The following is a 20429-nucleotide window of genomic DNA, read 5'->3' as shown; positions in this document are numbered from 1 at the left end:
CCGACATGACAGCACAACAAAACATAAAAATTAAAGCCGACTATAAAGAAAATAAAAAGTTAGTTGCACAAAAAACAGCTTCAATCGTATCAAAAACAGGTATTTATATTTTCTTAATTATTATGGCGTTTATTGTACTTGTTCCATTCTATTGGATGTTGAATGTCTCATTCCAAAGTACGGAAGAAGTCTTAAACTCTACTAACATGAGTTTATTCCCTAAAGAATTTTCACCTCAAAACTATGTGAGTGTCTTCGAATACTCATCTAGCCAAACTGGTGGAATCAACTTTATGGGTTACTTAACAAATACATTGATTGTTGCAGTATTCTCAACAATCTTAGGTACTTTATTCTCAATATTTGTTGCATTCGCACTTGCAAGATTAAATTTCAAAGGACGCGAAATAATTTTCACAGCATTACTTGCAACAATGATGATTCCTGGGGAAATGATGGTTATTTCTAACTTCGTAACAGTTTCTCGTTTAGGTTGGGTTAACCAAGATGGTGTTGGATCATACCTTGCTATGATCGTTCCATTTTTAGTTTCAATTTTCCACATTTACTTATTAAGACAAACATTCAAACAAATACCAAATGAACTTTATTATGCAGCTAAAGTAGACGGTTGTGGTGACTTTAAATACTTATGGAGTGTTATGGTTCCTATGGCACAATCAAGTATCATTACAATCGTTATCCTTAAATTAATGGGTACTTGGAATGCATATATTTGGCCAAACCTTGTTGCGAATGAAAAATATAAATTAGTTACTACATGGTTAAGAAGCTCATTCACAGATCCAAATGCTGGTGCTGATGGTAGAACACTTTTCAACCTGCAAATGGCTGCAACCGTGACAGTAACCGTACCGCTACTCTTACTTTTCGTATTCTTTAGAAAATATATTATGAGTGGCGTATCTCGTAGTGGTGTTAAAGGTTAATCTTAAAAAGGAAACCTATAAAAAAGAAAAAGGAGAGAATAATAAACATGAGAAAATTATACATTGGTATCATGGCGTTACTCGTTACACTTGCACTAGTTGCTTGTGCTGATGGTGATCGCTCTGGTGGTGTAAAGAATCGTTTAGTTGAATGGTATGAATTATCACCAGAAGTTCAATTTGATACTGAAACCCCAGTAACTATTACATTCTGGCATCGTATGGGTGCTGCCAGCCAAAATATCTTAAAAGGTTGGATTCAAGAATTCAAAACTGTTTATCCAAATATTACAGTTATTGAAGAAAAAGTTGCATCTGACTACGGTGGATTAGTTGACAAAGTTGCTCTATCATTATCAGCAGGTATTGGACCAGATTTAGCAGAATCTTATCCAGACCATGTTGCAAGATATGCACAATCAGATGCACCTCTTGCATTAAACTATTTCATCAGCCATCCAGATTTAGGATATGATGAAGAAGAACTTGCAGACTTCTTACCATCATTATGGGCAGAAAGTACAAGTTATGACAATGATGGTACAATCCTTTCAATGCCATTCTCTAAGTCTTCAGAAGGTTTCTTCTACAACAAGACTTACTTTGATGCACACACATTAAATGGTAAAACATACACTGAAATTGTTGAAGAAGACGGATTAACTTGGGAAAAAGTCTTTGCGATTGCTGAAGACATTAAAGCAAGAGAACCTGAAGCAACACCTTTCGGTTATGACTCAGATTCAAACTTCTTCATTACTGCATCAGAACAATATGGTGCACCTTACACTGGATTCTCAGAAACAACAGGTCGTGGTGAAGTTTTATTTAACAATGAAAAATCAATGGAAATGATTAAATACTTTAAAGACAAAGTCGATAAAGGTTTAATGGTTGTTTCAGGTGCTGTTGGTGATGGTTTCTTCGCATCAGACATCATGAAAACAAATGAAAAATTATACATGTACGTTGGTTCAACAGGTGGAACACGTTATGCTTATGAAAATGCTCATCCAGATGTTATTGATGAAACTAAAGGTAACTACCGTGTTGGTGTAACAATTGTTCCTGCGTTTGATGGTGAAAATCCAAAACAAATTCAACAAGGACCAAACTTAACATTATTCAAAAAAGATAACGAACAACAAATGATTGCAACTTGGTTATTCACTAAATTCATCACTTCAGCTGAAAAGAGTGCACAATTTGCTGCTCCATCTGGTTATGCACCAATTCGTTATTCATCATATGAATCAGATTTCTGGCAAAATCATTTAGACAATTTAAATAATCCTAATAAAGCTCTACTTACTCGTTTAATTGATAATTTAGTCGTTGAAGCAATTAACTTATTCTTAGATCACAACGAAGTGTTCTTCACTTCTCCTGTGTTCGGATTATCATCTAAGTCTCGTGATGAAGTAGGTAAACTCGTGATTAAAATCATGGTTTACAATGCTCAAAGCGAAGAAGATTTAGATGCATATATTAGAGAACAATATCAAAACACTTACGATTTCGTATTGAGTTAATCGAAATTTCATGTCATATTTCAAAAAATAAAAAAAGGAGAGAAAATTACATGAAAAAAGTTTTATCAGTATTACTGATTATGCTATTCTCCATCGTATTAATTGCTTGTGAGGAAACACCAAACCCACCAGCAGGTGAAACCGATGCGTCAGTAGCAAAATTAGCTTTAGCAAAGAGTGGTCTTAATGCTATCATTGCGGACCCAACTAATATTACAAATGGTTTCCAAGTTCCTGGCTTATCTAACGGGGTTACAATTACATGGGAATCAAATAACCCTGGTGTTGTATCTGTTGGTCAACTAGCAGGTGTCTTCTATAATATAGTTGTAAACCGTCCAGAAAAAGGACAAGGTGATGCTACAGCTAAACTAACTGCGAACCTAAGCATTAAATCTGCTTTATCAGATGATATGTTAACTGATACTTGGTCAGTAGATTTAACTGTTAAAGAAAAGGTTGTTGCAAGTATCACAATTGATACAGTTGCAGATCTTTTAGATCTTAAAGAACCTGCGTACGATAACAACTATCAAGTTACTATTTCAGATATGACTATCATTGCTAAATCTGGTGCTGAAGCCTGGGCAACAGATGGTACTGGTGTAGTTATGTTATTTGGAGCTGGCGATAAAGTTCAAGTTGGTAAAGTTTATACAGTATCTGGTACTATTGATTGGTACTTCGGTATTTGGGAAATTAAGAACATTACAGCAACTGAACAAACTGATGCAACTCCACTTGATGTACAACCAGAAGTTATCGAAAGTATTCAAGATAAAATTGATGAACTCGTTGCAGCTGGTGAAAATACATATGCACTAGAAGAAGACGATGATGCTTCTAAAGGTAATTTTGAAGCAATCTATGCTACAATCACTGGTCAAGTATTTATGATCCCTGGTGATACTGGCAACTACAGTACTTATATTGTGGATGTTGATTATGACCTAGAACAAGAATGGCGTGCTGGTACAAAACAACAACCAGCTGATGGTTTACTAGTTTACTATCAATCAGGTGATTTAGCTTATGTTAGAGACCATGTTGGTAAAACTGTTACTATGGATGTAGTCATTTATACATATCGTTCAAATCAACAAACTTTCGCTATTTACTATGTAGGTGGACCTACTGGTATCGTTGCTGATTACACTGATGAAGAAGCAGTTGCAACTGCTAAGACTGCATTATCATTACCAGGAACAGTTAATGAAGCAGGAAATCTGCCATTAATCACTACTGGTGCTGGTCAAACTAACATTTCATGGGCATTCAAAAATGCTGATGATCCAAACAATGCTTTAGTTAATCTTGCAACAGGTGCATTCACATTACCTGCTCAAGGTACTTCAGTTTCAGTTACATTAGTCGCAACAATTTCAAGAGGTGATGTAACAGACACTAAAGAATTTACTGTTACAATTTCTAACATTCAAATTATGACTGTTGCTATGGCAAGAGCTGCTTCAGGTCAAGTTACATTCCAAGCAACTGTATTAGGTTATATTGCTGATGATACAATTCTATTATTTGACGAAACAGGATTTATCGTTGCTTACAATAACTCAACAGATGAAGCATTATTTGCAGACTTTGGTAAGATGATTGAAATTACTGGTACACGCGGTGCGTATAACGGTTTACAACAAGTGACTAATTATGATTGGGAAGTTGTAGGAGATGGTTTAGATTTACCAGAAGCAATTGATTTACAATCATTAGAATCATGGGCTGCAGCTGATTTATTACCACTTCAAGGTGCAATCATTTCAGCAGCAAATTTAAAAGTTTCTGCAATCAATAGCGTACAATATGGAAATGTTGATTTAACACTATTAGATGAATTAACAGGTAAAACAATTAGATTATTCTGGGATTCAAGAATTACAAATACAATTGGTGGTGCAGATTTCCTTAAAGCATTAGCTGTAGGTGACTATGTAACATTTGAAAACGCAGTATTAGCTTGGCCAAATAATGGTCCAGCAATTACTATCTACAATGCGAATCAAGTTAAAACTGGTGTAGCACCAGAATTAACAGATGAACAAAAATTAGCTTTAGATAAAGCAGCATTAACATTACCTGAAACTGCTGCTGAAGACTTAGAATTACCTACTGGACCTTTAGCAAATGGTACTGATGTTTCTTGGGCATCTTCTAATGAAGCAGTTTTAGGTGCTGATGGTACTTATGGTTCACCTGCTGAAGACACAATTGTTACTTTAACAGCTACATTAACTAACGGTACTGCTGAAGATACTAAAGTGTTTGAAATTTTAGTTAAAGCTGGAGATTCATTACCAGAATTAAAAGCAACTGCTTCATATTCAGGTGCAACCGGAAACATGGCAGGTGGAAATAACGCTGCAACAATCAATTTAGATTCAGATCTATTTACTGTTACAGCTAACAAAAATACACCATCAAATAATGTTGGTTTAAATGGTTCTGGTCAAATCAGACTTTATGCAGATAGAGCCAGTGGTGATGGTAACGAATTAGTAATCTCAATTGCTGCAGGTTACCAAATTACCGGTGTTAAATTCACTTTTGGTGCATCTACAAACAACCCAACTGCCACATTGAAACTTGGTGATGTTGAATCATCACTAGTTAATGCCGACTTATTTGATACAACATTAACACATGTAGGTTTAGCAATTAATTCATTCTCATTAAAGAATACACAAACTGGTGGTTCTAATAATGCTCAAATCTACATCTTAACAATCGAAATTACTTACGTTGTACTTCCAGCTGCTGAATAATTAAATTAGTATTGTAAGTAAAATTAAAGGAGCGTTCGCAAGAACACTCCTTTTTCTTTTATCTAAAGGCTTTGATACGTTTGATAAATAAGGCAAAATCGGTTATAATATATTGCACATAATACAATTAAAATTGTATTTCAAAAAGGAAAAATTATGAACAAAAGCTGGATTGGCATCATTTTTTATCTAATTTTTGTCGGCATAATCACATATTTCATTGCGAGTTATACGGAAGCTGAAAAGGTACAAGAATTTTTATATTTAAATAGAGAATATGTTAAATCAGATAATCGTATTCTACTTTCAGCAACAACACTTGCAAATTCAAATGATGGTACAAAAGCATATGTTTATAAAGATGCATTGTTTGAAGAAACATTTGTCGATGGAGAAAACAAAGTTACTGTTTCAATTTATTCATATGTAACTGTAAATCGATCTAAAGTGGACAATTATTTTGGCATCATTTTAAAAGATCTAGTAATTAATCAAGATGATTTATTAACTGGTGATTATAACGAAACAATTGTTTTAACGGATTTAGTCTTCAATCAAAATGTAACATATAATGGTGAAACAAAAAAAGTCTTCACAGAAATGTATATTACAGGTTATGAAGACTCACTTAAGATTATGACAATTCCCTATGATAAATTACAAGCAGAAAATGTCATTGAACTTGAAAAAATTACTATACATTACGTTTTAAAGAATGGAAGTACACCAACATTTGTTGAACTATACAACTCAGATTTAAATCCATCCCTTACAGGTGATGAATTTGAATTGACTTTTAACAGAGATATTAAGAATGTTTCATCAAATTATTTAAAATTAAAAGAAAAATATGGTGTCAATAATATTATTGGGAATCCAGAACTGTTCTTTGATGACAGTCTTCAAAGTAAACTCGATAACTTAAATATCTTATATCTTAAAAATATCGGGTTAGAACTTTTATTTCTATTCCCAATTACGTACTTCTTATTTGTTCATAAGTATGTTTTAATGAAATTAAGAGCAAAAAAACAAGATAAGAAAAAATCAATAGAAACAGAAGTCCTAAAACTTAAAAAAGAGATTGAAACAAAAAAAGGAGACAAATCATGAAAAAAGTAGTACTACTTATTGTTGCTTTTATCGCAGCAATTGCAGTTGTTGCCTGTGACACTGCGACATCACCTCTGGTAATTTCAAAAGTTTACACTACAGATAGACAAGCAAATAATTTAATTGAACTTTACAACCCAGGAGAAGGTGCCATTGATTTATCAGCATACGCATTAAATTTTTATACAAATGGTTCAAAAGAAGTATCAACAACAATTCAATTAGAAGGCACAATTGAAAGTGCATCCTATTTCTTAATTGGTAGTGGAAATCACAACGTACAATCAGCAAAAGAAAAAATTGATTTCCAACATACAACAGGTTCATTACCTTTTAATGGAAATGATGTTATTGAATTAATATTCAATGGTAATAGATTAGATATCGTTGGTCGTATTGGACTTGATTATGATTATTCGAGAAATACGACAATGATTCGTTTAGGTGAACCGGAAGATTACGCTCCAAAAACTGAATACGATGAATTCACTTTTATTCAATATGCACCAGACCTTTATGAATTTTTAAAGAATGATGATTATGAAATTAGAACATTAGAACAACTTTATGCAGGTCCACAACTTGAATCACGTTATTTGGATATGCCGTTCGTGAGTCCAAATAATGATAAACTAGGTGGAGGTGGTGCATTAGTAACCACACTACAAAGTATTGCAGACGGTGATACAGCCGCATTTGCTGGTAAATCTCAACAAGGTTTCCCTGGTGGTTCTATGCGTTATTTCTATATTAATACACCAGAAGTGAACAGTACGTATGTTATTGCAGAACCTTGGGGTTATGTTGCAAGTAAATACAACAAACAATATTTATTAAATGATGCTTCATCAAAAACAATTATTATTCAATCAATTCCGGGATACAACTTAGTAGAAGGTAATGGACGTTCATTAGGATTAGTTTGGGTGAACGGCGCACTTTCTCAGCACTTAATTGTTAGAGAAGGTTTAACAGAGGATGTTCCGATTACTTATCAACCATATGACGTATTATTAACATATAAGAAAGTTCCATATCTAACATTCTTACGTTATGCTGAAAAAGTAGCTAAGGATAATGGTTGGGGTGTTAAAGGATATCCGGCTAACCCGAATGGTGAAAAATCACCAGACTGGAACTTTGATGCAAATGGTGGAACAGGTGCATTAGCAACTACAAACCCAATTTGGGAACCACATTTACCACTTCCTTGGTAATTAATAAAAACGTAGGGTTCTATTCTTGAAAAAGAATATAGCCCTTTTCGTTTCTAATTCATAAATTTGTGCTATACTGATATATTCTAAAAGAAGTGGTAAAAATATGGAAAAACAAATATTAGAAAAAATTAAGTCTTATCAAACAATTATTATTCACCGACACACTAGACCAGATTTAGATGCTTATGGCTCACAATTAGGGTTTAGATCTTTACTTAAATTAAATTTCCCTGAAAAACAAATTTATGTTGTTGGTGATGATCAAAACTATCCTTTTGATCACACAATGGATGAAATCAGTGATGATCTATATGAAGGTGCACTTGCATTTGTATTAGACACAGCAGAGGCTAAACTTGTAAGCGATGACCGTTATAAGTTAGCTAAAGAATTAATCGTTATTGATCATCATTTGAATGACACCAATTTGAATCCTGCGATTTTTTATAAAAATGAAAAATGGATTTCATGTAGTGAAATCATTGCAGACTTAGGATTAAAATGGGGATTTAAATTTGATAAAGAAGCAGCAGGCCATATGCTTGCTGGTATTATTGGTGATTCAGGACGTTTCAACTATATCAATAAAGATAATGGAGAACACGTCTTTTATATTTCATCTGTTTTAATGAGTTATGGCATAGATATCAAAGAAATTTATGATTATCTTTACATTGAGCCACTTGTTAAAAGAAAAGGCAGAGTTTTATTCAGTGATTTCCAATTATCTGAAAATAATGTTGCTTATCGTTTTAATGACCAAGCATTAATTGAAAAATCGGGACTTGATTTCTTCTCAGTTTCGCGTGGCATGGTAAATGGTATGGCAGGTATTAAAGAAGTACCAATATGGGCAAACTTCACTGAGAATGAAAAAGGTGAGATTATTGCCGAATTAAGAAGTAGAAATATCTCAATTGTTGATATTGCTAAAAAATATGGTGGTGGTGGACATGCAAATGCATGTGGTGCAACACTACAAAGCTTTGATGAGGCATTATTAATGATCAAAGATTTAGATGAAAGGGCAAAGCTATATGATACTCAAAACAATTTATAATAAGATTAAAAAATATCCAAAAATCATTATCTATGGTCATATTAGACCAGATGGTGATTGTTATGGTGCACAATTCGGTTTAAAGAACTTAATTCAAAATGCATTTCCTGAGAAAGAAGTTTATGTAACAAGCCAACTTAGCGAAGCGATGCAATTTGTAGGTATGCCAGATATTGTTGTACCAAGTGATTTACCAGATAGTTTCTATAGTGATGCACTTTCAATTGTCGTTGATACTGCAACAGCAGATCGTGTTTCGAATCCCAAATATACATTAGGTCTAGAAGTTATTAAAATTGATCACCATATTCCAATTGATCAATATGGAGACTATCAATGGGTTGATACTTCTTTCCCATCATGTGCTCAAATGATTGCATATTTTTCAACTAAGTTTAAGAAATTGAAAATAACTAAACCTGGTGCGGTTGCAATGTATACAGGTATTCTTACAGATACAGGTAGATTTAAATATCGTGGTGTATCAGAACTTACACACCAAATGGCAGGTATGTTATTAAATCATGGTGCAGATGTTGAAGAAATCGATAAACAACTTTCAATTGAATCATTAGACATGATTCGTTTCAAAGGTTTTGTATATCAAAACTTTAAAACAACAGACAAAGGTTTTATTTATTTAATTATCACAGACAAAATCCGCGAAGAATTTAAGCTTTCTTATGAAGAAGCGAGTTCGGTTGTTAATATGTTAGGCGGTATCGAGGGCTTCCCCGTTTGGGCAATCTTTATTGAAGATAAAGGTGAAATCCGTGTAAGACTTCGTTCAAATGGACCTGACATTGATAAAGTTGCTAATCAATTTAGAGGTGGTGGACATGCAAAAGCAAGTGGTGCTACACTCTCAAGTTTAGATGAACTTGATCAATTCATCGAAGCGGTACATAAAGTCTTATAAGGAACAAGGGGGAATTAAGTATGAATATATTAGCAGGTCTTCCCGAAGGAGAAGACTTAATTCAAACATTTATGAGTTGGGACCAATGGTTATTCGTTGTCATTATTCCACTTGTAATCACATTTGGTGTGACATTCTATATAGGACTTGAACGTCAAAACGTTGGTAAAGCAGCTGGTATTTCTGCACACGTCTTAGTTGGTGTTGGTGCACTGATGGTTGCTATTATGCAACGCCTATTATTTTATGGTCAAGCAGAAGCTGGTTTTAGCGATCCTGAAGGTCAAAGAGTTATCGCTCAAGTTGTTTCAGGTATTGGTTTTATTGGTGCTGGTGTCATCATGAAAGATACGAATAATATTATCCATGGTATTACAACTGCAGCAACACTTTGGTTCTCTGCTATGTTTGGATTATTATTAGGTTCAGGATTCATCTATGAAGGGCTATTCTTTGGAATCTTTGTTGTGTTATTTATAACAATTCGTGATTTAAGACGTGGTTTTAATCCCCTTAAACAACGTGTTAATTCAGCAAGTGCACAACTCAGAAGAAGACCAAAAATCGAAATCATTAATGACGAAGAGGTTCTATGAAATTTGATACAATTGCCGCTATAGCAACCCCTCTAGGAACAGCCGGATTATCTGTAATCCGTGTTTCAGGTGAAGGTTCAATCGAGGCTTTAAACAAAATCTTTAAAGGTAAAAATTTAACAAAAGCAAAAGGAAATACAATTCATTATGGTCATATACTTGCAACTGATATGACAGTCGTTGACGAAGTCATGGTGAGTGTTTTTCGTGCACCAAAATCATTTACCAAAGAGGATACTGTTGAAGTCACAACTCATGGTGGTATTTTGATCACTCAAAAAGTTTTAGAGCGAATTTTAGATACGGGTATTCGTTTAGCTGAACCTGGTGAATTTTCAAAGCGTGCTTATTTAAATGGACGCATTGATTTAATTCAAGCAGAAGCAATCATGGATTTAATCCATGCAACAAACGAAAATGCATTAAAAGTTGCACATCGTGCGCTATCTAAAGAAACATCAAAACTGATTGAAAATTTAAAGAATAAAGTATTAACATTAATTGCCAAAATTGAAGTTAACATTGATTATCCTGAATATGATGATGCTGAAATTATGAGTAAGGAAATCATCTATCCTGCAACACTTGATTTACTACAAGAAATTGATGATGTGTTAAAACATTCAAGAAAAACCCAACTCATTAGAGAGGGCATTAAAACAGTTATTGTAGGTAGACCGAATGTGGGTAAGAGTTCGCTTCTTAATGCGCTTTTAGACGAAGATCGTGCGATTGTATCAGATATTGCAGGTACCACACGCGATACGATTGATGCCTATGTAAATCTTGCAGGTGTAACACTACATTTAATTGATACTGCCGGTATCAGAAATGCAACGGATACCATTGAAAAGATTGGTGTTGAAAGATCGTTAAAAGCAATTAATGAAGCAGATTTAGTTTTACTCATTTTAGATTTATCAAGTAAGTTAACAGATGAAGATAAAATCTTACTTGAACAAACAAAAGATAAGAATCGTATCATTATTGGTAATAAGAAAGATTTAAAACGAGCACTGGAAATAGAAACTGTTGTTGAAATATCATCACTTCAAAAAGATGGGTTACATGATTTAGAAAAAGCAATCTTAAAAACACTTGAACTTGATAACTTAAATGATAAAGACTTTAATTACTTATCAAATATTCGCCATATCCAAAAATTAAAAGAAGCAAAAGCCTCACTTGAATCTGTAATTGATTCAATAAAACTTGATATGCCAGTTGATATGTACGCGATTGACTTAACTAAATCTTGGAATCTTTTAGGTGAGATTTTAGGTAACCATTCATATGGTGATTTACTCACAGAACTATTCAGTAAATTTTGTTTGGGTAAATAAAGTATTGATATCATATGTATGATATAATAAGTAGCAAAAAGCGAAAGAGGGATAATAAATATGAGTTATGTTGCATTATATAGAACATACAGACCAAAGTATTTTAAAGATGTTTTTGGTCAAAAAGTCATTGTTCAAACACTTCAAAATGCACTATTACATGAGAAGTTTGCACATGCATATATTTTCTCTGGTCCTAGAGGAACAGGCAAAACCTCAATTGCTAAAATAGTCGCTAAAGCTTTAAACTGTGAAAAAGCACCAACCGCAGAACCATGTGGTGAATGTGCAGTTTGTTTAGGTATTGATAAAAGTTCAGTGAGTGATGTCATTGAAATCGATGCTGCATCTAACAATGGTGTCGATGAAATCCGTGATTTAAGAGATAAAGTTAAATATGCCCCTTCTGTTGGTAAATATAAAGTATATATCATCGATGAAGTCCATATGTTAACTCAAGCAGCTTTCAATGCACTTTTAAAGACTTTAGAAGAACCTCCAAAATATGTTGTCTTTATTCTAGCAACAACAGAAGTCCATAAAGTTCCAGCAACGATTCTATCCCGTTGTCAAAGATTTGATTTCAAGAATATTGATACAGCAGACATTGAAGCAAACATTAAAAAGATTGTGAATAAAGAAAGACTTAAAATTTCTAATGAAGCAATCAATGCAATCGCAATCACCTCAGAAGGTGGTATGCGAGATGCGTTATCACTTCTTGATCAAGTGGTTTCATTTACAAAAGATGAAATTAGTGAAGAAGATGTTTATAAAGTATCTGGTGGACTTTCCAGAAGATTTATATCTGAACTCTTACAAACAATCTATCAAAAACAACCTCAAAAAGCACTAGACTTCTTAAATCAAGTGCTTCAAGATGGTAAAGATATTTCAAGAATGGTATCAGATATTATCTTAGCTTTAAGAGATGTGCTTCTTGATAAGATTAGAGAAGATAAAAAATATCCTGAACTTAATGGTTTAACACCACCTTTAATTTATGCTTATTTAGATATTTTGAATGAACTCCAACAATCATTAAAATATACAACATCTAAACGTGCATATTTAGAACTTGCAATTATTAAGATGATGAATCATCAATCTATTGAATATGTTGAACTCAATCAAAAGATTGATGCCCTTCAAAAAGAAATGCACAACTTAGAAACAAGACTTAGATCTGAAGTTCAAGTTAAACAAGTTGAAAGTTCAAAAAATATTAAAGTACAATCAAAATCTAATCTTAAACCACTTGTAACAGTTTCTGAAATTTCAGAAATTTTAAATCAAGGTGATAGAGAAAAGAAAAACTTACTCAAAATAGGTTGGCCAAGCCTAGCTGATTATGAAGTGCCTCAATTAAGAGGTGTTGCAAAACTTCTTCATGAAGGTTCTTTAGAGGCAGTTGGTGCCAACCGCATGTTACTTGTCTATGATGACATCATCACTGCACAAAACATGTTAAAGAAGGAAACAAAAGAAAAAGTATTAAAGATTATCAATTCTAAGAAACAACTGATTGATGATTACACGGTTTTACTAAAAGCTGACTGGATGATTTTAAAAGACGATTATGCATATCAATATAATGCAGGTATTAGTAAACCTAAATTAAAAGAAATTGATTTACACCTTTATGAACAGGATGAAGATTCTATTCAAGAGGTAAAATTAGAAGAAGATCCACTTGTAGAATTTGCAAAAGCAAGTTTTGGTGAAAATTTAGTAAAGGTAGAGGAATAATATATGAATCCAAATATGTTAAATAAATTAAAGAAAATTCAAAAACAAATTCAAGATGCTCAAGAAGAATTAGAAGCATCAGAATTCACAGGTAAAGCATCAGGTGTAACTGTAATTATGCAAGGTACACGCCAAGTCATCGATGTTAAAATTGATACTGACTTACTGGATGAAGTTGAAATGTTACAAGATGCAATTTTACTTGCCGTAAATGATGCATTACAACAAATTGACAAACGCCAAGAAGAAACAATGGGTCAATTCTCAGGTGGCATGGGTGGATTTGGTTTCTAATGTACCCAGCAATCATTGAGAAACTGATCCAAGATTTCAAAAAGTTACCAGGTATTGGTGAAAAGACAGCAGAGCGTTTAGTTTTAACAATAACAAATTGGAATGATGATGACTTAAAAGCGTTTGGTTCACATTTAAGTGATTTAAAATCTTCAATTAAGTTTTGTAAAACATGTGGTCTTTTAACTGACATGGATACTTGTGCAATCTGTCAAAACGAAAACAGGGATCAAAAAACAATCATGGTAGTTGCAGACAGTAAAGATGTGTTTGCTATAGAACAAACGAACACATTTTTCGGTACGTATCATGTGCTTCATGGTTTAGTTGACTTCTCTAAAGGTATTGAACCAAAAGATTTAAATATTGATGCATTAACGAGCAGGATTGAAAAATCAAATGAATTGATTATTGCAACGAATGGTACAGTTGAAGGTGAACTCACTGCACAATACTTAAAATCTTTATATAAAGAAAAAAAAGTTAATATTACAAGATTAGGTTACGGACTACCAGTTGGTGCAGAACTTAAATATGCCGACCAATTAACACTCATAAAAGCAGTCGAAAACCGTCAAAAGTATTAATTTTGACTTTATTTACTATTATTTAAAAAAAAGTGTTGCTTTATTAAACACTTTAATATACAATATAAGCGGTTTTTAGGAGGGTTAAAAATGGCAGCAGAAAATTTATCTGATTTAAGCTTAGTGGATATCGTAGAACATATCCTAAAAAACAGCAATGAGCCAATTTCCATTTATGAGTTAATTGAACAAGCAGCGAACCTTAAAGGTGTAGACCCTGCGAATACCGATCAAATGACTCAATTATATATGGATATTACCTTAAGTGGTAAGTTTGTTTTTGTTGGGGAAGATAAGTGGGCCTTAAAAGATGGCAACTTAGAGTTCTGGGACAAAGACGGTTATGCATTCATACAACCAGAAGAAATTGAAGAAATCGAAGATGATGAAATTGACTTCTCTGAGTTTGTCTTAGAAGACGTCGAAGACGCTGAAGAAGAAGAACTTGAAGAAGAAGAAGACGAAGAAGAACTTGATGAAGAAATCATTGAAGAGAAAGAATATGTTGACGTTGGTCTTGATTTAGAATCAACTGACGAAGACGATGGTATCGAAGATGTAGACTTAGATCTTGATGATGATTATGATGAAGATGACTACAACGATATCATGGATGAATTCGAAGATATGTATGACGAATAAGAGGAGAAATCCTCTTTTTTGTTAAATCTCTCCCATAATGTTGGAAAAAGACTTTGACTTTGATAAAATAAAGAAGGGCACCTATAAAATCAGAAGTCTCCTCATCTAGAGGGGACTTATATTTTTTTAATGAGAATACGAGGTACTAAAATGGCTACAAAATTTATATTTGTAACAGGTGGTGTTGTATCATCACTTGGAAAAGGGATTTCAGCTTCAGCAATTGGACAACTTTTAAAATCACGTGGCTTAAAAGTGTTTATTCAAAAGTTTGATCCATATATTAACGTTGACCCAGGAACAATGAGTCCATATCAGCATGGTGAAGTTTTTGTCACCAATGATGGTGCTGAAACAGATCTTGACTTAGGACACTATGAAAGATTTATTGATATTAATCTTTCTAAAGAATCATCTGTGACAACAGGAAAGATTTATCAATCTGTAATTAATAAAGAACGTCGCGGAGAATATTTAGGTAGAACTGTTCAAGTTATTCCACACGTCACAGACGAGATTAAATTACGTTTAAAAGAAGCCGCAGAAAAATCAGGTGCAGATGTTGTCATCACAGAAATTGGTGGTACAGTTGGGGATATTGAATCCCTTCCTTACCTTGAAGCAATTCGTCAAGCACGTCGTGATTTTGGATATAAGAACACTTTATATATCCATAATACACTTGTTCCATACCTTAGAAGCAGCAATGAAATTAAAACAAAACCGACTCAACACTCTGTGAAAGAGTTACGTTCTTTAGGTATCCAACCAGACATCATTATTTTACGAAGTGAAGTTAAAATTGTCGATGATGTTAAGGAGAAAATCGCTTTATTTTGCGATGTTGATAAAGAAGCAGTGTTTGAATCACTAGATGTTGAAATCATTTATGAAGCCATTTTAAACCTTCATAAACAAAAAATTGATGATTATATCTTAAAACACTTCCAAGTTGAAAATGAGGAAGCTGCAGATGTGACGCCTTGGATTAATTTAATTGACCGCATCAGAAGTTTAAAGGATAAAGTTTCTATTGGTTTGGTTGGAAAATATGTCACACTACAAGATGCATATCTATCTGTTTCTGAAGCATTAAAACATGCAGGTTTTTATCACAATGCACATGTCCAAATTAAATGGTTAAATGCAGAGAAAATTAATGAAAAGAATTATCAAGAAACACTTAAAAATCTAGATGGTATCTTAGTCCCTGGCGGATTTGGTGAACGTGCAACACACGGTAAAATCTTAGCCATTAAATATGCAAGAGAAAACAATATTCCATTCTTTGGGATTTGTTATGGCATGCAACTTGCATCCATTGAATATGCAAGAAATGTTTTAGGGTTAGAAGATGCAAATACAACTGAAATCAATCCGAATACTAAAAACCCAATCATTAAAATTCAACCACTAAACCCTGAAGATTTTGGTGGCACTTTACGTTTAGGTTTACAAACTGCACATCTTAAAGAAGGCACTAAAGCATATAGTGCATACGGTACAAAAGAAATCAAAGAACGTCATCGCCATCGTTATGAATTTAATAATGATTATAAAGAAATGTTTGAATCAAAAGGCATGGTAGTTTCTGGAATGTTTACAGAACGTGATCTAGTTGAAGTGATTGAACTTCCAAACCACCCATGGTTTGTTGCAGTACAATATCACCCTGAATTCTTATCTCGCCCATTAAGACCACATCCACTATTTAGAGATTTCATCGAAGCTAGTCTAAAAAATCACAAAATCAGTTAAAAAGTTACCACATTGTTTGTATAAAACCCATATTAGTTATATAATAACTATTGGCTAAAATCGTCAAGGAGGAATTAATAAATGTTAGTTTCAGCAAAAGAAATGTTACAAAAAGCAAGAGCTGAAGGTTATGGCGTTGCACAAATCAACATCAACAACTTAGAATGGATTAAAGCAGTCTTAACTACAGTTCAAGAATTACAATCACCAGTTATCTTAGGTGTATCAGAAGGTGCAGCTAAATATATGGGCGGATACGAAAACGTTATGGCTATGGTGTCAACTTTAGACAAAGCGATGAAAATTACTGTTCCAGTAGCAGTACACTTAGACCATGGTACATTTGAAGGTTCATTCAAAGCATTACGTGCTGGTTTCACATCAATTATGTTTGATGGTTCACACTATCCATTTGAAGAAAATCTACAAAAGACTAAAGAAGTATTAGCAGCAGCTCACGCTATGGGCGTATCAGTTGAAGCTGAAGTTGGTTCAATTGGTGGAGAAGAAGATGGTGTTGTAGGTATGGGTGAAGTTGCTGATATTGAAGAATGCCGCATTATCGCAGCTACAGGTGTTGACCTATTCGCTGCAGGTATTGGTAATATCCACGGTAAATATCCAGCTAACTGGCCAGGTTTAAGATTTGATGTCTTAGAAAACGTTGCTAAAGTTACAAATGGTGTTCCACTTGTCTTACACGGTGGTACTGGTATTCCAGCTGACCAAATCAAAAAAGCTATTTCATTAGGTATCGCTAAAATCAACGTAAACACTGAATTACAACTTGCCTTTGCAGCAGCAACAAGAGAATACATCTTAGCTGGTAAAGACTTAGAATCAAAAGGCTTTGACCCACGTAAATTATTAGAACCTGGTTACAAAGCTATGAAACAAGTTATTAAAGATAAATTAGAAATGTTTGGTTCAGTTGGTAAAGCTGCTTAATACCAAATAAAAAAGTGAGGGATCTTCATGCGTGATGAGTTAATATATCACGAATATGCTGGTTGGAAACTCGAGCATAGTGAATTATTAAACAACTTAAAACAATTAGATTCTCCACTCATTATTCGATTTGAGAATGTTTTAAATGTGATTGATCATCTATACGATAAACTCATTGATGATCCTCAATTTGGAGATGACGAAGATCAAATCTTTACGACAGGATTTTATTATGTCTATGATCAAATCGAAGAGATTAAAAAAGTTCTTCAAGAGTATTATCATAATGACTATGTTGAACTGAATTTAAATTCTAAAAAAGTTAATCTTTTACTTAATGCCATTGATTTCCAAAATGAATTGATGAGTCATGAAAACTATGACTTACAAGCGATGCAATTTCTCTTAGATTTTGAATCTGAAATAAAAGAAAAACTAGCGAAAAAAGAAATCATTGATGAAGCAATGTATAAGAAACTTGATGAAGAATCAGAAAAGATTTTTAGCAAGATGAAAGTGGATTTCTATCCAATTGATATGATCTTCTTAGAAATCGCTGATGAACTCGGAATTATCTAATAATCAAAAGAGCGAACACATTCGCTCTTTTTTTTCGCACTTTTGAACATTACACGTTACTTTGTGCAAGTTATTTGAAAAAGTTTGAATGACATATTTGATATCTATATAATGTGGGTAGGTGCGATAACATGAAGAAAATATTATTAAGTTTATTTTTTTTCAATTTAATTTTTCTTTCAGGATGTAGTGTGGTTGATAATACGCCAAAAACTACACCAAAAGATACTGCAATTGAAATCTATCAAGAGTTTTTAGATAACTACACATTTAAAGGTATTGACGTTAAGGTTAAAATGGACACTTCTGAATTCTACTATCACATGCAAGAAGATATACTTAATATGACAACAAGGTTTACAAATGACAAAGGTTATTTAGAATTTAGATACAACAAACAAAGTAAAGTGCTTCGTCAAAGAGAATACGATGTAAACGGTGAAGTTTTGAATGAAAAGTTTACAGAGGATTTTTATGAATCCCTTTATAAAGCCCTTTTCTTCCGTACACATGAAACAAGAATATATTTAGATTTGGAGAAAACCAATGAACATAATTATCAAATTGAACCAGGAACAAACCAATTGCCTGAAGGTAGAAATGACCATCTTAAATTCGAAAACCACGAAAGTTATATCTATAGAATTTTTGATCGATTATACGAATTTGATGTAACCGATCTTTTTATGAATTCATCTAAATCACAAAACAAATTCAAATTGTACAGTTATACAGTGAAGGGAATTATAAAAGATAGCTCTCAGCCAATTGAAATCCGTATTAACGCTGTATAACTAACCAAAGGAACATATATTGTTCCTTTTTTCTTGTATAATGAAAGTATGAAAAAAATAAGAGTTGGCGTGATTGGCGCAGGAAACATTGGAAAAGTTCATATTGATGCCTTAAGAAATTTACCAAATGTTGAGGTTGTTTCAATCTGTTCTAGAACAAATATGGAAGAAAGAGCTAAAGCATTAAACATTGCTTCTTTTTATACAGACTATAAAGAAATGATTAATCAAGAGAACTTAGATTCAGTTCATATTTGTACAACAAATGATACACATTTTGAAATGGCAGAATACGCAATTGAACATAACCTTCATGTTGTTTTAGAAAAGCCAATGACAAAAACATTAGCAGAAGCCAAAAAACTATATGATTTAGTTAAAGATATTAACCTCGTACACGAGGTTCATTTTCACAATAGATTTTATCCTGCAAATCAAGAAATTAAGAGAAACATTAAAAAAGCAGGGAAACTCAATTTAATCTATGGTAATTATCTACAAGATTGGATGACACCAAAAGATCAATTTAATTGGAGAGCAACCAAGGAAGCATCTGGTGTAACAAGGGTTATCCACGATGTAGGTACACATTTTTTTGACTTAATTGAATATGTTTCAGGGCATAAAGTTGTAGAAGTCTTTGCAGAACTTAAAACAATTTATGATGAAAGAAATGGTGTTTTGATTGACACTGAAGACATTGGTGTTGTGATCTTTAAAACAGACAAAGGAGCACTTGGAAATGTTTTAATCTCACAATCTGTTCCAGGTATTAAGAATGAGTTAAAAACTGTTTATGTTGGAGAAAATGCAACCTTTTCATGGGATGGTAAATCGGTTAATGAAAGCCATATCCTATATTATGATAAAGATACCGAAATCATCAAAACAAGTAGTATTGAGACTCTTAAAAATGGTATCATGTATGATGTAGATGGTTTCTTTGATAGTTTCAAAGAAACATTAAGAGGCGTTTATCATAAAATAGAAAACAGAGAATTTAAGCAGGAGTTTGCTGATTTCAGTGATGGTCTACATTCTATGATGATCGTTGAGGCAATTTATCAGTCATATGTGAAGAAAGATTGGGTAAAGTTAAATGAATTATGATGTTTTAAAATCAAGATTATATACAAGATTAAGATATACAGTTACAGTATTTTTGATTGCAGTCGGTGTGATTGGATTTACACTTTATGATGTTTTTGCTCGTGAAACAGATTTAGGTATGCAAGTATTTAATTGGGTCTTAATTGGGATTTCATTTTTAATTGCTGCCTTTGTTTCATATGTCATTATTGGAGCAATTATTGACCTAGTCGATATTAAAAATAAAAGACAATATAAAATGAGAGCTAAATTTGTAAGTTACATGAAAAAACAAACAACAAAAGGTGTTGTAACTTACGAAGGACAAGTCTTTCTGAATCTTGAAACAAATAAAGAAGAGATGTTAGATGTACTTGGTGTTGAACCAGGTAAAACCTACACAATTTTATACACAAAACACTCTAAACAAGGTATTCCAATCTCAAAAGGTGAGTAGTTATATAAAATACTACATCTAAAGA

General features: G+C 33.1%; 19 protein-coding genes. All 19 read left to right on the top strand.

What is annotated here, in order from left to right:
* The first annotated feature begins 5 nt into the window (after window positions 1–5).
* The 19 genes from JV173_RS05855 to JV173_RS05765 all read left to right on the top strand — a co-directional run bounded on the left by JV173_RS05855 (window position 6) and on the right by JV173_RS05765 (window position 20404).
* Window positions 6–950: a carbohydrate ABC transporter permease gene (locus JV173_RS05855; RefSeq protein ID WP_205735360.1), complete on the top strand. Its 945-nt coding sequence runs from the start codon at window positions 6–8 to the stop codon at window positions 948–950.
* Window positions 951–997: 47 nt separating this feature from the next.
* Window positions 998–2482: an extracellular solute-binding protein gene (locus JV173_RS05850; RefSeq protein ID WP_205735359.1), complete on the top strand. Its 1485-nt coding sequence runs from the start codon at window positions 998–1000 to the stop codon at window positions 2480–2482.
* A gap of 50 nt (window positions 2483–2532) precedes the next feature.
* The gene (locus JV173_RS05845) at window positions 2533–5256 is read left to right on the top strand and encodes an immunoglobulin-like domain-containing protein (protein ID WP_205735358.1); all 2724 of its coding nucleotides are present in this window, start codon (window positions 2533–2535) and stop codon (window positions 5254–5256) included.
* Between the two features lie 156 nt (window positions 5257–5412).
* Window positions 5413–6369 carry a hypothetical protein gene (locus JV173_RS05840; protein ID WP_205735357.1) on the top strand — a complete coding sequence of 319 codons (957 nt, stop codon included), beginning with the start codon at window positions 5413–5415 and terminating at the stop codon, window positions 6367–6369.
* The gene (locus JV173_RS05835; protein WP_205735356.1) at window positions 6366–7586 is read left to right on the top strand and encodes a lamin tail domain-containing protein; all 1221 of its coding nucleotides are present in this window, start codon (window positions 6366–6368) and stop codon (window positions 7584–7586) included. Before JV173_RS05840 ends, JV173_RS05835 begins: the two co-directional genes overlap by 4 nt.
* A 106-nt stretch (window positions 7587–7692) precedes the next feature.
* On the top strand, window positions 7693–8649 hold the full coding sequence (locus JV173_RS05830; protein ID WP_205735355.1) for a DHH family phosphoesterase: 957 nt from the start codon (window positions 7693–7695) through the stop codon (window positions 8647–8649).
* Window positions 8627–9568: a DHH family phosphoesterase gene (locus tag JV173_RS05825; RefSeq protein WP_205735354.1), complete on the top strand. Its 942-nt coding sequence runs from the start codon at window positions 8627–8629 to the stop codon at window positions 9566–9568. Before JV173_RS05830 ends, JV173_RS05825 begins: the two co-directional genes overlap by 23 nt.
* 20 nt (window positions 9569–9588) lie before the next feature.
* A complete protein-coding gene (locus tag JV173_RS05820) occupies window positions 9589–10164 on the top strand; it encodes an MgtC/SapB family protein (RefSeq protein WP_205735353.1) in 576 nt (191 codons plus the stop codon).
* On the top strand, window positions 10161–11507 hold the full coding sequence (mnmE, locus tag JV173_RS05815) for a tRNA uridine-5-carboxymethylaminomethyl(34) synthesis GTPase MnmE (RefSeq protein WP_205735352.1): 1347 nt from the start codon (window positions 10161–10163) through the stop codon (window positions 11505–11507). Before JV173_RS05820 ends, mnmE begins: the two co-directional genes overlap by 4 nt.
* A gap of 60 nt (window positions 11508–11567) precedes the next feature.
* A complete protein-coding gene (dnaX, locus tag JV173_RS05810) occupies window positions 11568–13256 on the top strand; it encodes a DNA polymerase III subunit gamma/tau (protein ID WP_205735351.1) in 1689 nt (562 codons plus the stop codon).
* Between the two features lie 3 nt (window positions 13257–13259).
* Window positions 13260–13550, top strand: a complete 291-nt coding sequence (locus JV173_RS05805) for a YbaB/EbfC family nucleoid-associated protein (protein ID WP_205735350.1) — start codon at window positions 13260–13262, stop codon at window positions 13548–13550.
* Window positions 13550–14137, top strand: coding sequence for a recombination mediator RecR (recR, locus tag JV173_RS05800; RefSeq protein WP_205735349.1), 588 nt, complete (start codon window positions 13550–13552; stop codon window positions 14135–14137). The genes JV173_RS05805 and recR overlap by 1 nt, the downstream gene beginning before the upstream one ends.
* Before the next feature lie 90 nt (window positions 14138–14227).
* Window positions 14228–14779: a DNA-directed RNA polymerase subunit delta gene (gene rpoE / locus JV173_RS05795; protein WP_205735348.1), complete on the top strand. Its 552-nt coding sequence runs from the start codon at window positions 14228–14230 to the stop codon at window positions 14777–14779.
* Between the two features lie 150 nt (window positions 14780–14929).
* Complete coding sequence (pyrG, locus tag JV173_RS05790) at window positions 14930–16537, top strand: CTP synthase (RefSeq protein WP_205735347.1); 1608 nt, start codon at window positions 14930–14932, stop codon at window positions 16535–16537.
* An 81-nt stretch (window positions 16538–16618) separates the two neighbouring features.
* Window positions 16619–17485 (top strand): class II fructose-1,6-bisphosphate aldolase, encoded by an 867-nt coding sequence (gene fba / locus JV173_RS05785; RefSeq protein WP_205735346.1) that lies wholly within the window; start codon window positions 16619–16621, stop codon window positions 17483–17485.
* A 27-nt stretch (window positions 17486–17512) separates the two neighbouring features.
* Window positions 17513–18064, top strand: a complete 552-nt coding sequence (locus tag JV173_RS05780) for a hypothetical protein (RefSeq protein ID WP_205735345.1) — start codon at window positions 17513–17515, stop codon at window positions 18062–18064.
* Between the two features lie 131 nt (window positions 18065–18195).
* Entirely contained in the window at window positions 18196–18858 is a 663-nt protein-coding gene (locus JV173_RS05775) for a hypothetical protein (RefSeq protein WP_205735344.1), read from the top strand.
* Between the two features lie 48 nt (window positions 18859–18906).
* Window positions 18907–19968: a Gfo/Idh/MocA family protein gene (locus tag JV173_RS05770; protein WP_205735343.1), complete on the top strand. Its 1062-nt coding sequence runs from the start codon at window positions 18907–18909 to the stop codon at window positions 19966–19968.
* Window positions 19958–20404: a hypothetical protein gene (locus JV173_RS05765; protein ID WP_205735342.1), complete on the top strand. Its 447-nt coding sequence runs from the start codon at window positions 19958–19960 to the stop codon at window positions 20402–20404. Before JV173_RS05770 ends, JV173_RS05765 begins: the two co-directional genes overlap by 11 nt.
* Window positions 20405–20429 lie beyond the last annotated feature (25 nt).

The organism is Acholeplasma equirhinis (assembly GCF_017052655.1).
Lineage (GTDB): Bacteria > Bacillota_I > Bacilli_A > Acholeplasmatales > Acholeplasmataceae > Acholeplasma > Acholeplasma equirhinis.
This window is presented reverse-complemented; position numbering and strand designations above follow the sequence as displayed.

Bases quoted from the DNA above. Each gene is read 5' to 3' on its own strand.
- JV173_RS05855 (WP_205735360.1), top strand. From the start codon at position 6: ATGACAGCACAACAAAACATAAAAATTAAAGCCGACTATAAAGAAAAT.
- JV173_RS05850 (WP_205735359.1), top strand. From the start codon at position 998: ATGAGAAAATTATACATTGGTATCATGGCGTTACTCGTTACACTTGCA.
- JV173_RS05845 (WP_205735358.1), top strand. From the start codon at position 2,533: ATGAAAAAAGTTTTATCAGTATTACTGATTATGCTATTCTCCATCGTA.
- JV173_RS05840 (WP_205735357.1), top strand. From the start codon at position 5,413: ATGAACAAAAGCTGGATTGGCATCATTTTTTATCTAATTTTTGTCGGC.
- JV173_RS05835 (WP_205735356.1), top strand. From the start codon at position 6,366: ATGAAAAAAGTAGTACTACTTATTGTTGCTTTTATCGCAGCAATTGCA.
- JV173_RS05830 (WP_205735355.1), top strand. From the start codon at position 7,693: ATGGAAAAACAAATATTAGAAAAAATTAAGTCTTATCAAACAATTATT.
- JV173_RS05825 (WP_205735354.1), top strand. From the start codon at position 8,627: ATGATACTCAAAACAATTTATAATAAGATTAAAAAATATCCAAAAATC.
- JV173_RS05820 (WP_205735353.1), top strand. From the start codon at position 9,589: ATGAATATATTAGCAGGTCTTCCCGAAGGAGAAGACTTAATTCAAACA.
- mnmE (WP_205735352.1), top strand. From the start codon at position 10,161: ATGAAATTTGATACAATTGCCGCTATAGCAACCCCTCTAGGAACAGCC.
- dnaX (WP_205735351.1), top strand. From the start codon at position 11,568: ATGAGTTATGTTGCATTATATAGAACATACAGACCAAAGTATTTTAAA.
- JV173_RS05805 (WP_205735350.1), top strand. From the start codon at position 13,260: ATGAATCCAAATATGTTAAATAAATTAAAGAAAATTCAAAAACAAATT.
- recR (WP_205735349.1), top strand. From the start codon at position 13,550: ATGTACCCAGCAATCATTGAGAAACTGATCCAAGATTTCAAAAAGTTA.
- rpoE (WP_205735348.1), top strand. From the start codon at position 14,228: ATGGCAGCAGAAAATTTATCTGATTTAAGCTTAGTGGATATCGTAGAA.
- pyrG (WP_205735347.1), top strand. From the start codon at position 14,930: ATGGCTACAAAATTTATATTTGTAACAGGTGGTGTTGTATCATCACTT.
- fba (WP_205735346.1), top strand. From the start codon at position 16,619: ATGTTAGTTTCAGCAAAAGAAATGTTACAAAAAGCAAGAGCTGAAGGT.
- JV173_RS05780 (WP_205735345.1), top strand. From the start codon at position 17,513: ATGCGTGATGAGTTAATATATCACGAATATGCTGGTTGGAAACTCGAG.
- JV173_RS05775 (WP_205735344.1), top strand. From the start codon at position 18,196: ATGAAGAAAATATTATTAAGTTTATTTTTTTTCAATTTAATTTTTCTT.
- JV173_RS05770 (WP_205735343.1), top strand. From the start codon at position 18,907: ATGAAAAAAATAAGAGTTGGCGTGATTGGCGCAGGAAACATTGGAAAA.
- JV173_RS05765 (WP_205735342.1), top strand. From the start codon at position 19,958: ATGAATTATGATGTTTTAAAATCAAGATTATATACAAGATTAAGATAT.